Origin of the sequence: Tenacibaculum sp. E3R01, from assembly GCF_003318185.1 — a bacterium.
Taxonomy (GTDB): domain Bacteria; phylum Bacteroidota; class Bacteroidia; order Flavobacteriales; family Flavobacteriaceae; genus Polaribacter; species Polaribacter halocynthiae.
On sequence record NZ_QOCC01000033.1, the window covers coordinates 10,083 to 21,639 of the forward strand.

Annotated in this window: 9 protein-coding genes and 1 pseudogene; 4 read left to right on the top strand and 6 right to left on the bottom strand. The window is 27.7% G+C overall.

The window, feature by feature from the left end:
- Positions 1 to 27: 27 nt before the first annotated feature.
- From DS884_RS18270 to DS884_RS18295, 6 genes are all read right to left on the bottom strand, one after another.
- The gene (locus DS884_RS18270; RefSeq protein ID WP_113787788.1) at positions 28 to 447 is read right to left on the bottom strand and encodes a thiol-disulfide oxidoreductase DCC family protein; all 420 of its coding nucleotides are present in this window, start codon (positions 445 to 447) and stop codon (positions 28 to 30) included.
- 2 nt (positions 448 to 449) lie between these two features.
- Complete coding sequence (locus DS884_RS18275) at positions 450 to 1,736, bottom strand: hypothetical protein (protein ID WP_113787789.1); 1,287 nt, start codon at positions 1,734 to 1,736, stop codon at positions 450 to 452.
- Positions 1,737 to 1,818: 82 nt separating this feature from the next.
- Positions 1,819 to 2,622 (bottom strand): helix-turn-helix domain-containing protein, encoded by an 804-nt coding sequence (locus DS884_RS18280; RefSeq protein WP_113787790.1) that lies wholly within the window; start codon positions 2,620 to 2,622, stop codon positions 1,819 to 1,821.
- Between the two features lie 28 nt (positions 2,623 to 2,650).
- Positions 2,651 to 4,201, bottom strand: coding sequence for a hypothetical protein (locus DS884_RS18285; RefSeq protein ID WP_113787791.1), 1,551 nt, complete (start codon positions 4,199 to 4,201; stop codon positions 2,651 to 2,653).
- 2 nt (positions 4,202 to 4,203) lie between these two features.
- Positions 4,204 to 5,067, bottom strand: a complete 864-nt coding sequence (locus tag DS884_RS18290) for an ABC transporter ATP-binding protein (protein WP_113787792.1) — start codon at positions 5,065 to 5,067, stop codon at positions 4,204 to 4,206.
- A 4-nt stretch (positions 5,068 to 5,071) separates the two neighbouring features.
- Positions 5,072 to 6,376: a serine hydrolase domain-containing protein gene (locus DS884_RS18295; RefSeq protein WP_113787793.1), complete on the bottom strand. Its 1,305-nt coding sequence runs from the start codon at positions 6,374 to 6,376 to the stop codon at positions 5,072 to 5,074.
- A 217-nt stretch (positions 6,377 to 6,593) separates the two neighbouring features.
- Between DS884_RS18295 and DS884_RS18300 the strand changes: the two genes are divergently transcribed.
- The 4 genes and pseudogenes from DS884_RS18300 to DS884_RS18315 form a co-directional block, all read left to right on the top strand.
- A complete protein-coding gene (locus DS884_RS18300) occupies positions 6,594 to 7,568 on the top strand; it encodes a sensor histidine kinase (protein WP_113787794.1) in 975 nt (324 codons plus the stop codon).
- A complete protein-coding gene (locus DS884_RS18305) occupies positions 7,569 to 8,282 on the top strand; it encodes a LytR/AlgR family response regulator transcription factor (protein WP_113787795.1) in 714 nt (237 codons plus the stop codon). It begins immediately after the preceding gene.
- A 51-nt stretch (positions 8,283 to 8,333) separates the two neighbouring features.
- Complete coding sequence (locus DS884_RS18310; protein ID WP_093870057.1) at positions 8,334 to 8,906, top strand: lipoprotein signal peptidase; 573 nt, start codon at positions 8,334 to 8,336, stop codon at positions 8,904 to 8,906.
- 269 nt (positions 8,907 to 9,175) lie between these two features.
- Positions 9,176 to 11,557, top strand: a pseudogene (locus tag DS884_RS18315) (DUF11 domain-containing protein); the annotation flags it as partial.

Here is an 11,557-nt window from a genome sequence, read left to right on the forward strand (position 1 = left end):
ACATTGGTCTTTTTTTATAAAACATTTTTAAGATAAAAAACGATTATTCAATTCTGGTGTTGGAATATAACAAGCTTCTTTTTTACCAAACCATTTGTACCTGTTTTTTGCAATATAAGAATACACTGCATCTCTAATAAAAGTAGGTGCAATAAAAAAAATACTCAATAGCTTTACTGGAATATTTAATTTCAAGGCTATTTTTAATGCGGCAGTAGATTTAGCATATATCTTTTTATCTGGAGTAAATAGCAAAATAGAGTCTACTTTATTAGTATCAATATTAAAATGACTAATAATATTCCTTCCAATTTCTCCTTGTAAGGAAGTAAATAAAAATATCTTCTTTTTATCATGTTTAATAACATATTGTACACTATTGTTGCACAAGTTACAAACACCATCAAAAAGTATTAAATAATTATTTTTAGGAATATTTGGTAGCATATTTATCTATTATAAGGGAATTCATTAATCCAATTAAAACCTCTATTAGTTAATAGGAATTTCTTTTTGTAATCTTTAGTTCTTTTTAATTTGATTGATATAGTATCTAACTTCACGGTTCCTTTTAAATAAAAATTAGTACTATCTCCTTCTGTATATTTTAAATTATAGATTTCTAAAGTATCTCTATAATTTTTTAAAATCAGTTCATTTTTTGTTGAATCAACAGTTAATTTATACCATTGACTTTTTTTGCCAATTGGTTTAATTTTTGCATATTTTTTACCATCAATCATTAAGTATTTCCATTTCTTTGTATTGTTAGAAGAAGAGATTAATGTATCGTTTAATTTAAATTCATCTACTTCATAAAGCCCTCTTAAAATACTTTTGGAACTATCACCATAGTACTTTTCTTTAGATTCTAAAGTGCTATAAGTACCGTATCCTAAAACGTATCCTAAAAGTAATACTTTAAAAGCTAACATGGCTTTACTAATACCCTTTTTTAAAATAGGTTTATATATATCTGTAAGAGCAATAGGAGTTCTTAAAAAGAAAAATCCCCATAAAGTTTTAAAGTTTCTTGCTATTAAAAACGCACACATTAAAAATAAATGTGTAGAAAGTATTTTTACAGGAACATCATAAAAATAATTTACAGCCATAACATTTGCTGTAGTCATTAGCGTGATAATTAATCCAAAAGTTAGTGTTCTTCTAAATAAAAGTAGCACAGCTGAAACTTCAGCAATTCCCATAAATAAATTATAGCCTTTAGAAAAACCTAAAAAAGTCCATGCTAGCCCCATAGGAGAAGAATCTCCATAAGTTTGAGTTAGTCTAGACATTGATGGGGCAGAAAACTGTAGTTGTATTACTTTAACCATCCCATAATTAATTAACATTAATCCTACATAACAGCGCACTGCTAGTGTTAACCAATAATACATTTTTGAATAGCTCTTAGTTTTTTTATCTAAAAAAGACCATACTATTGTTGATAACAGAGCTATAAGAGCAATTGTGAAAATTAATGTATAATCGTAAGTAGTATCTCCACTTCCGTTAGGACCTACTCTAATTTTATAAGTAATTCCTAAAATGTTTTTACCTACCCAAGGAATAAAATTATGTAAAAACTTATTGAAAAGTTCGCTAATGTAGCCAAAAAAAGGATAAGCGCCATTATTCTTAAAAAGGATAAATAAGGTAAAATAAGTAAAGAAAAAACGAAATAATATTTTTTCAGAAATAGACCAGATATTAATTTTCGGAAAAGTGTTCATAATTTTTAATAATTGATAAAATATAACTTTCGAAAGTTACTTTTCAATTATAAAAATTAATTGTATTAAATGGACATTAACATTATTTTATATTTTTAAAATAAATTTCTTTTTCAGATAAAATACTGACATTTTTAAAAAAATGTTTTGGAGTTTCACTAGTTAGCTTTTTAAATATTTTATTAAAAAAAGCCTGATCATAAAATCCTGAATCAAAAGCAACATCAGATAACTTAAAAAAAGAGTTTTTAGACTTCATTTTTTTTAAAGAGTAACGAAATTTAATGTTTTTTCTTAAAATTGAGGGAGTAATTCCACAGTGTGTTAAAAAAAGACGATATAGCTTTTTATAACTACAATTGCATTTTTCAGAAATCTGGTGAATGGTTAATTCATTACTCTTCATAAGCAAAATACTTTTTAAAATAATTTCTAAATCTTTTTTTTCATTCAGTTTAGTAAGCAGAAAATCTTCAATTAATTTAATTTTAGTTGTTTCTGTTTTATTAAAAAAAGTAGGATTATCTTTTAAGAAATCGTCAAACTCTTCAATTTGAAAAAAGGGGATTCCATTATAATTTTTAGTAATAAATTGAGATAAACCAAAAGCTTTGAAAATAATTACAAATTCTTTTACAACTCCTTTGGTGTTTACAAATAAAGGAGTTGTAAATTTATTTAAAGCAGTGAAAGAATTTGAAAAAGAGGAGTCTTCTATAATTTTAATTTCATTATTAGAATAAGTTACATCAGCATTTTTAAAAAGGCAAACAACATTACAGTCTGAAGGATATGCATAATATGCTTCATTGTTTAATTCTAATTCATAATAAAAGAGAATGTATTTTTCTAAATGAGGACTCGGTTTTATTGTTTTAATCTCCACTGATATTGTATTGTTTGTTTTTTAAGAGTTATAAGTTTCTTATCATTCTTTTTCGTATTAAAAAACTAAAGACTATTAGTAAAGTGATAGTAATTAATAGTTTAGCAATATAAATAGAATTATGTGTTAAGGCTCCAAAATAATCAACAAAAGGTATTCTATTGATATTGGCATAGGTAATCATGAAAAATAATACTTCAAATAACTTCTTTCCTTTTGTTAGGATCCCTAAAAAAATAGCTATTAAAGCAATAAAGATAGCTCCTAAAATAATTGAACTAAAAGCTATAAAGTCACCATGAATTATTAGACAGATATATAAAGGACTTGCTAATAATAAAAGTAAGAAAACACTTGCTAAAATTTGAGAAAATAATAAACGAGAAAGAGGTTTATATGATGAGAATGAAAAATAATAAATATCATTTTCAATTTCTTTTGTTGAAACATCTGATAACCTACCTACTTGTAAAAACCATAAAATGGGTAAAATAAATTGATGAGCAATTTGTAAAGGGGTTAGTAATAACGAAATAATTCCAGCAAAATTAATAAGCCATAACCATGTTTTTCCTTTTCTAATTAATAAGAGAAATTCGGTTTTTAGTAATGGGAAAATTTTGTAATTAGATTTAACCATTGGTAAATTAAGAAGAGTAATATCTTTGTATAAAGTTTTTTGTTTAGGTTTGATTTTAGATGGCTTATTTGAACTTTTTTCTTTTAAATTAAAACGATGAAAAAATAATGAAGTAATTGCTATTGCTCCTATAGAAAAAAGAATCCATGCTAAACGACTTAAAATAAAAGTTATTGGAAATGTTATTCCGTCAAATTGAAATTTTTTAGCTTCTTTTACATTTCCTAAAACATAACCTATACTTAGCTCTTTAGTTTTTTTCGCATTGGTAATCTTTCTCACTTGATTTTCCATATGATGCATTACTATTTCAGTGCCTAAAATATCTAATGAAAAATTGTTTTGATTCTTTTTGTTAGAAAGCATCAGTAGCGAGAATAAAAAGAAGAAACCGATATTTTGTAGAACAGAATACTTCCCTAAAAAGACTTCAAAAATAACAGCGATGCATGAAATAATAAAAAGAGCAGGTATTGTTATTATAAAGTAAGGTTTTATAAAATGAAGAATTTCAAAAGGGAAACCGTCATTGTAGAAAAAGAAAAGTATACTACTCATGATAAAGATGGTGCATAAAATGGCTAGTAAAACTAAAAAATTACTTAAAACTTTAGAAAATAAATAGTTGAAGTTTTCAATTTTAGTAGAAGCAATAATTTGGCCTACTTTTGTTTCTAAATCAGTTTTAATACTATTGTTAATTAAGTAAAAACCAATTAAAGACAGAAAAAGACTTGACATGATTGCAGTAACATAACCAAACCAAGCAGCGTTATAAGTGCCAATATAATTAGCAATTCGTATAGTTGAATAATTAGCATTAGGTTCAGGAATAAAAGTGTAGGCAATTGCTAAACTAGCACAAAGTGTAATTAAAAAAGCATAGCTTCTTGTACGTTGTAAATAATCTAATTTTATAATGGTAAAGAATGATTTCATAATTAATTAGTTTTAGTTAAGTATAAATAGGCATCTTCTAAATTGGCTTGCTGTTTTATGGCATTACTATCAGGTTTTTCAGAAATATATCTAACAATTAAATCGCCGTTTTTACGTGTAGTACTTACTATAATATGTGAGTTTTTGAACGCTGTATAATCTTCTTTTGTAATTTTAGTTTCATAAACTTTATCCTGAACTTTTCTTATGATATTTTCTTGATGACCTTTTACTATCAAAGAACCATTTTTAAGGATAGCAACTTGATCAGCAATTGTATCAATATCAGAAACAATATGAGAAGATAAAATAACAATACAGTTGTTTGCTAAGTCTGAAATTAAATTACGAAAACGAACACGTTCTTCAGGATCTAAGCCTACAGTAGGTTCATCAAAGATTAAAATTTTAGGGCTATTTATTAAAGCTTGTGCAATACCAACACGTTGTTTCATACCTCCTGAATAACTGCCTATAGGTTTTTTAGCAGCGTCAATTAAATTTAAACCTTCTAATAATTGTGTTATTCTTGGTTGTAGATTTTTACCACCAACTCCTTTCATTGCAGCCATGTATTCTAAAAATTCATAAGCATTTAAATTTGGGTATACTCCGAAGTCTTGAGGCAGAAAACCTAATTGTTTACGTATATAGTTTGCGTCTTTAGTTATGTTGTTTTTATTTAATAAAATAGTTCCATTAGAAGGTTTACTTACGGTTGCAATCATTTTTAGTAAGGTAGATTTTCCAGCACCATTAGGACCTAATAATCCTAAAATCCCTTTTTCAATAGTCATTGAAAAATCTTTTAAACCGTACTTTTCTTTGTTATATTTCTTTGATATATTTTGTATTTCTAATTTCATTTTTTTATGATTTTATAAGTTTAATAGTAGTTTCTAACCCATTTTGTCTAAAAATTAATTCTTGAGGTTTTTCAGGGTTTACTTCTAGTTCTACACCAAAACTGCCATTATATAATTTGTTTTTTTCTTTACTTATTAAAATAACTTGGGCTCCTTGAGCTAAAAAATAAAGATGATTATTTTCTTCTTTAATTTCCATTGTCATTTTCATTCCATGTGAGTTAAATAGGTATTTACCTAATACATTTTTGAAATCTGAAGTAACATTTTTATTAAAAGAGATAGTATCTGTTTTACCATCTATAAAATTGAAAAGCTCATTTTTAAGCATTCTATTAAAAGGAATTATACGAGCATTACTAAATAGAAGAATTAAGTTTTTGTTTTTAGGATTGTAGTATTCTCTAAAGGAATAACCAATGTTGTTACCACCATGGCCAACATATCCATCTTTAAATTTCATAATTCCCAAACCATAATTTGCATCATCAAAAGCAGTAAAATTTTGTAAAGATTTTTCAGAAATCAATGTTCCCTTTTGAAATAAGTGATTGTAAAACTTTGACATGTCGTTTAAATTAGAAGCAACACTTCCTGCAGCATAGGCATAATTAGCAAAGAACCTATAATCTAAATACGATGTTATATCTTCTTTTTTGTGAATAGGTTTTGCTAAATTTTTTAGTTTTTTTGATACATAAGGGTAGGTATTTGTCATGTTACAAGGAGTAAAAATCCTTTCTTGTAATAAGTTGAAATAACTTTTATCGTTTACTTTTTCTAAAAGATGACCTAATAGAATATAATTAGTATTGCAGTAATCATACTTCCCAATTTTTTTAGGGTTATTTTTAGGTATTTTATTAAGAAAATTTGAATTATAGAAAGAATCATTTTTTGCATAAAAATCCTTTTCAAAATTTTTCCCTACAATTTCTCCCAAACCACTTCTGTGTCTTAGTAATGTTTCAATAGTTAAACTTCCGTCAACATTTTTAATTGGCTGTAAATAAGTCCCAATCGAATCCGATAGCTTTATTGTTCCTTTTTCAACTTCTTGTAAAAGTAAAATAGCAGTCATTTTTTTAGTAGCGCTTCCAATATTGAAAATAGTATGATTGTTAAAGTTGTATTTGCCAGCGTTGGCAACTGTAGTTTTACCGTTTCGTTGAACTAATACAGCAACTCCCTGATTTAATTCTTTAATATAAGGTGTGTATTTATCTAATTGTAGTTGTAATGATTGTGCATAAATAATAGTAGATGTTATGCTAAAAAGAAAAATAAAGATTGATCTGTGAAATTTCATAATTAATAGTTTTTTATAATGAACACTTCAAAAGTCAATCAAAAGTTGTATTGAAAAAAAGAAGAGTGATAAACCATATTTAAAAAATGACAAAAGTGATTTTTACTATAATCATTGGTAGGAGTATGTTCAAATAAAAAAAAGTATCTTTCATCATTAAAAAATGGTTATTTTGTAAGTATAATGTATGTTTGAAGGATGTTTTTAAATAGAAGAAATGAAAAAAATTGATACTTGGATTGACAATAAAGTAGTACAAAATGTTTTTGTTTGGGGATGCTTATTCCTAGTGCTAGTAGGTGGAATACAATCAGAAAACAGATTGTCTGCAGCTTTTTATGCTATTTTATTTATTGTACCAACTATTTATTCAACTAACTATTTTATTTTACCATTTTTTAATAAAAAGAAAATTACCTTTTTTATTTTCTTTATATTAAATGGAATTATTTTCACGATTATTCCTGTATATCTTATAAGTAAATCATTAAAGCAAACATTAAGTTTAAAAATGTTTTTAAATCTTTTTGGATTTGTATTACTAGCAATGGTTTTTGGAATGGCTATAAAAATTGCAAGAGATAGTTTTTCTCGTCGTCAGCAAGAAAAAGAAGCTGAGTTAAAGTTATTGAAAGCGCAGTTAAACCCACATTTTTTGTTTAATACATTAAATAATTTATATGGACTATCTGTTGTTAAATCAGATAAGTTACCAAGTTTAATGTTAAAGCTTTCTGATTTATTACGTTATAGTTTATATGAAACAAAAGAGGTTTATGTAGCACTTGAAAAAGAATTAAGTTACCTTCAAAATTATGTTTCTCTAGAAAAAATAAGATTAGAAGAACAATCTGAAATTAATTTTAAATTAGAAGGTAATTATATAGGAAAACAAATTGCTCCTATGCTATTAATTGTTTTTGTAGAAAATGCATTTAAACATTTAGGAGTTAGTTTAGATGAAAAAAGTAATGTTAAAGTGCTAGTCGATGTCACTGATGAAAACTTAAAGTTTGAATGTATAAATTCAACGGATTCAGGTTTGAAAGAAAATGATTTAGAAAAAGGAAAAAGTGGAATAGGATTACAAAATGTTAAAAAACGATTGAGTTTAATGTATCCTGAAACTCATAAGTTAGAGATTGTAAAAACAGAAAATGAATATAAAGTGAAATTAATACTTAATTTTTAGATGGAGAACCTCAAATGCATTATAGCTGATGATGAGCCAATAGCTCGTCAAATATTAGAAAGTTATATTAAAGAATTACCAAACTTAGAGTTAGTATCGTCATGTAAAAATTCGTTTGAAGTAATGGCTATTTTACAAGAAAAAGAAGTAGATCTACTTTTTTTAGATATTAATATGCCTAAACTTTCAGGATTAAGTTTATTGAAAACATTGCAGCAAAAGCCGTCAGTAATTATAACCACTGCATATCCAGAATATGCAATTGAAGGTTTTGAATTATCTGTTGCAGATTATTTATTAAAGCCTTTTTCGTTTGAGCGTTTTTTTCAAGCTGTCTTGAAAATAAAAAAGAAAGGAGTTATAAAATCAGAAGTGTTTTCTAAAAATAAAGAAGAAGAAAATAGTTCAATCTTTGTAAAGAGTGATAAAAAAATTATTAAACTAAATTTTAATGAAATCAATTATATTGAGGCTTATGGAAATTATATAAAAATTTATACAGATAAAAGAATTCTTACTCCACAAACACTTACTGATTTCTTAAAGAAAATACCGACTAACTTTATAAGAATTCATAAATCATTTGCTATTAACTTTAACAAAATTGTAATGATAGACGGTAATCAAATTGTATTACAAAACGAATTAAAATTAGCTATAGGGAAATCTTATAGGAAAGAACTTTTACAAAGAATAGATAAAGGTTTAGACTAAATTAGTCAATAACAATAGTTTTCTTATTTTTGTTGCTATTAAAATAAAAAAATGTCAAAAAAGAACATAGCAATCCTAACAGTAATTTTAGCAATTTTAATTGATCAAATAAGTAAGATATATGTGAAAACACACTTTACTCTAGGTGAAGAGGTAGTTGTTTTTAGCGACTGGTTTAAAATTCACTTTACTGAAAATAATGGAATGGCTTGGGGTTTTGAGTTTGGCGGTAAATCAGGAAAATTATTTTTAACGTTATTTAGATTAGTAGCTGTAACAGGTATTATATATTGGTTAATACAAAGTATAAAAAGAAAAACACATAACGCAGTAATTATAGCTATAGCCTTAATTTTAGCTGGGGCAGTTGGTAATATTATAGATTCAGTGTTTTATGGTGTTATTTTCGATTCTTCTATGCATAAAGTAGCTACGTTATTTGCTGATAAGCCTTATGGAGAATTATTTTATGGTAAAGTAGTTGATATGCTTTATTTTCCAATATATGAGGGTGAAAGTTTTACTTTTTTTAATGCTATTTTTAATGGTGCAGATTCTTGGATTACTATAGGAGTAATTTTACTTTTTATATTTAATAAGCAAGCTTTTCCTAAAGAAAACTAGTTTTAATTTTTATTTTTTTTATTGCTGATCTAGAGTAGGTTAGGTGATTAATTATTTCCTTTTTTTTGTAAATGTTAAATTTTTGTGTATATTAGCAATCAATTAGAGTAATATTGTCCCCCACACAATATTTTACACTTAAAGAAATTTACTCTTTTCATTATACTATAATTTTAGTATAATCCTTTACTATTTACTTTTTGCTGAGAATGAATAATTAAGCTTTTTAAAAGCTATTAATTATTGTTAATTAATCTAATCCCCAATTTATGATTAAAGAATATTTCTCATTCATCAGTACATTAAAAAAAGAGACAAAACTTTTTTTAATATTTCTATTTTTTATTAGTTCAGTAGGTCAAGTTTTTTCACAAGATTGTAATGTTATTACTGATTACACAACGGTTTGTATAGGTTCAGCTGTTACATATCCTGCGGAAACCTCTGGTGGGTCTGCTATGGATAATAATTCAGGAAATAATTACGACTGTTTAGGTTCGACACCTAATTCAAAGTGGTTTTTTTTTAAAGCTACCACGGGTGGGAGTTTAAATATAGTTCAAACAAATTCTAATTCAGTTGATGTTGATGGTGCTATATGGGGGCCTTTCGATAGTATTAGTGATATGACTACTCAATGTGATTCTTATGGAACACCTTTGGCATGTGATTATTTAGCAGCTGCGGGCTTTAATTTTAATATTACTGCTACAGCAGGTAAGTATTATGCATTATTAGTAGCGAACTTTTCAGGAACGGCAACAGATATTACACTTGCTGATAACATTGGTAGTCCTAGTACAGCAACTACAGATTGTTCACCAGATATTAATGTAATTAAAAGCGTAGATGTATCAAGTGCTGATGAAGGAGATACAGTTACTTGGACAATACAAGCAACAAATAAAGGAGTAGGTACAGCAACTAATGTTAATATTACTGATGTATTACCAAGTAATGTTACTTATTCAAGTCATTCTGGGGGAACTTATAATTCTGTATCTGGGCTTTGGAACGTAGGAACGTTAACTGCAAGTCAAGTGGCAACTCTCACAATAGTTACTACAGTGAATTCTGGTATAGGACCAGTTACTGTTACAAATACAGTAACTAATATAACATCAACAGAGACTCAATCAAGTAATTTTGTAGATGTTTTAAGTGCTTCTGTAAATATATTAGATCCCTGTACAAGTGGCGCTATTGTAGGTACACCTACAGCAAATGACCCAGATGCAGATGGTATAAATAATGTATGTGATTTAGATGATGATAATGATGGGATATTAGATATTAATGAAAGAACGTGTTATGCTTTTTCTGATGATTTTGGAACGGGAACTGGTAGTCCAGCTACTAGTCATCCTAACGTGCCAGCTGCGAACGTAGCTAATGTGAGGGTAGGTACCAATACAGATTTTGCAGGGCAATCTTGGTATCAACCAAACTCAGCTGCTGATGCAACTGGTAATACAGAAGGAAAATATTTGGCGTTAGATAATCCAATAGGTGTAGCTCCAGTGTTACTTTATCAAGAAAATATAACCGTGCAAGCCAATCAGCAATATTCCTATAGCTTATTTGCTGTAGCTGCCAAAGAAGAAAGTGGTCAGCCAGCTAGTGCTTATCCTGATGTTAGGATGCAGATTAAAGATGGGGTTGGAACTGTTTTGCAAACGATCAATACGGGAACTTTAACTTTGGCTTGGCAACGATTTGAATTTTTATTTACTTCAACAACAACAACGGTTACTGTAGAAATATATAATAATAATGCTGATGCAGCATATAATACTTTATTACTAGATGAGATTGCTATTTCTTTAATTTCATGTGATTCAGATGATGATGGAACACCTGATTATTTAGATACAGATAGTGACAATGACGGATGTCCTGATTCAGTAGAATCTGGAGGGACAGATGCTACTAAAGATGGAGTTTTAGACGGAACTGGCTTCGATAGTAGTGGTCGAGTAACTGGAGGAACAGGAGGTTATAATGGAGTTTCAGGTGGAGAAATATTAGCTATAGATATAGATATTGATACAGCACCAAGTAATATTTCAACTTCTGTTAGTGTAAGTTCTGTAAGTTTTACAGTTGTATCATCTGCAGATCAAGCAACATCATTTACAACAGGAACACCTAATTATAGTGTTCCAAATAATGCAACTAGTGGATTAACATATCAATGGTATGATGGAGATCCCGATTCTGGAGGGACAATGCTAACAAACACAGCACCATATAGTAATGTGACTACTTCTGTTTTAGGAATTAATCCAAATGCTAGTTTAAATGGTAAAACATATTATGTTGTAGTTAAACATCCTAATAATTTATGTGGTGAAAAGAGTAGTGCAACTTTATGTGTTGTGGATGATACACTTGCAGTAAGTGATGATACAATTTGTATAGGGGGTACTGGAACAATAATATTAAATTCAAGTATTTCAGGAGTAAATTATCAATTACGTTTAGATAGTAATGATAATAATGTTGGGTCAGCAATAGCTGGTACTGGAGGTAATATTAGTTTTAATGTAACTCCAACTGCAAATACAACTTATAACATTTTAGCATCAAACGCTAGTTGTAGTAGCGAACTTACTGATAAATCTACAGTGACAGTAACTCCAACGGTGACG

What these genes read in the sequence shown, in the direction of transcription:
- DS884_RS18310 (WP_093870057.1), top strand. Translation starts at nt 8,334, where the DNA reads ATGTCAAAAAAGAACATAGCAATCCTAACAGTAATTTTAGCAATTTTA.
- DS884_RS18290 (WP_113787792.1), bottom strand. Translation starts at nt 5,067, where the DNA reads ATGAAATTAGAAATACAAAATATATCAAAGAAATATAACAAAGAAAAG.
- DS884_RS18295 (WP_113787793.1), bottom strand. Translation starts at nt 6,376, where the DNA reads ATGAAATTTCACAGATCAATCTTTATTTTTCTTTTTAGCATAACATCT.
- DS884_RS18305 (WP_113787795.1), top strand. Translation starts at nt 7,569, where the DNA reads ATGGAGAACCTCAAATGCATTATAGCTGATGATGAGCCAATAGCTCGT.
- DS884_RS18285 (WP_113787791.1), bottom strand. Translation starts at nt 4,201, where the DNA reads ATGAAATCATTCTTTACCATTATAAAATTAGATTATTTACAACGTACA.
- DS884_RS18270 (WP_113787788.1), bottom strand. Translation starts at nt 447, where the DNA reads ATGCTACCAAATATTCCTAAAAATAATTATTTAATACTTTTTGATGGT.
- DS884_RS18275 (WP_113787789.1), bottom strand. Translation starts at nt 1,736, where the DNA reads ATGAACACTTTTCCGAAAATTAATATCTGGTCTATTTCTGAAAAAATA.
- DS884_RS18300 (WP_113787794.1), top strand. Translation starts at nt 6,594, where the DNA reads ATGAAAAAAATTGATACTTGGATTGACAATAAAGTAGTACAAAATGTT.